This is a genomic window from Crystallibacter degradans (assembly GCF_012952295.1).
Lineage (GTDB): Bacteria > Actinomycetota > Actinomycetes > Actinomycetales > Micrococcaceae > Crystallibacter > Crystallibacter degradans.
Genome location: NZ_JABBCH010000066.1, coordinates 1 through 1,120 on the forward strand (window position 1 = coordinate 1; position 1,120 = coordinate 1,120).

Annotated in this window: 1 protein-coding gene and 1 rRNA gene; both read left to right on the plus strand. The window is 63.8% G+C overall.

The window, feature by feature from the left end; translation table 11 throughout:
- Positions 1–73 (plus strand): 5S ribosomal RNA (rrf, locus tag HGO92_RS24840); the annotation flags it as partial.
- Positions 74–84: 11 nt separating this feature from the next.
- Positions 85–366 carry a hypothetical protein gene (locus HGO92_RS23125; RefSeq protein ID WP_169999095.1) on the plus strand — a complete coding sequence of 94 codons (282 nt, stop codon included), beginning with the start codon at positions 85–87 and terminating at the stop codon, positions 364–366.
- Positions 367–1,120 lie beyond the last annotated feature (754 nt).

Below are 1,120 nucleotides of genomic sequence, written 5' to 3' on the forward strand. Positions count from 1 at the left end.
CCCGGAAGCTAAGACCCACAGCGCCGATGGTACTGCACCCGGGAGGGTGTGGGAGAGTAGGTCACCGCCGGACATCTTTTGAAAGTGAAGGGCTCCACCATGACGGTGGAGCCCTTCACCCATTTAAGGCCCGTTGCCGGAAACCATGCCAACCTGCATAACCTCAACGCGGTTCCCGTGCCCTGGCTGCAGGACTGCCGTGCCGGCTCCCGCTGCCGTTGGGGTGCCCGGGCTGCAGCTGCCCCGTCGGGTGCTGCAGGCGGGCCGGGGCTTGGCTGGTTCCGCTCCGGCATGCAGGTGGTGGTCCTGCCGGCCGCGGGGCCGGCTGCCGCGCAGCGGGCTGTGCTGGCTGGTGTTGGATTTTAAGCACACTTTCCCCGCGAGGTGCCGGTTGTGTCCCGGCGGCGGGCGGTCCGTGAATATTCGCGCGGATTCCGGACGGATGCGGGCAGGGGAGCCGCGGGCGTATTGAGTGCTTGGCCACACCGGCAGCGCTGCGGACGGGTCTTTGCCGCCGGTTCCGTTTTCGGGAAAACGAACCTGGTTTTGCTGCCGTGCCCGTTCGGTGCGCGGCCGGCCGGGGCCGGCGCCGCGGGGTCCGGGAGTGCGGGGATCCGCATGGTTCCGCGGTTTTCCGCGGCAGGAGGTGCTGTCCACGGAGGCGGATTTGCGGTGGTCCGCGAAGGCGTGTAATGTCTTCCAAGCCACCGCAGCTAGGGAGCGAAAGCGCTTAGCAGGCAGGGAGGCCGACCCCTTCAAAACAATCACTTTCAAACGGTTCGATTTACCGTGCGGATGAGGTTGCGGGGACCGTGGTTGCAGCGGGAATCAGCCGGAAGGCGATTTGCGAACTGCTGCAGGATCGGGTAAATTTGAAAAGTTGCTCCGGAGCGATGGAGGGCCTTGAAGAAGGGTCCGACTGGTGCCGGGTGCTCCTGTTGTTTGAGAACTCAATAGTGTGCCAAGTTTGTTGATACCAATTATTTTATTGGTTGTAACTATTCAGGTAGTGGTTGGAGTCCGAGTGGTGGGCAGCGGATTTGGCCGGTGGTGAAGCGGCCGGTGGGTTCGTCGAGTTGGATGACGGCGCTTTGACCGGCCCAGCCGGTAACGGTGCCGG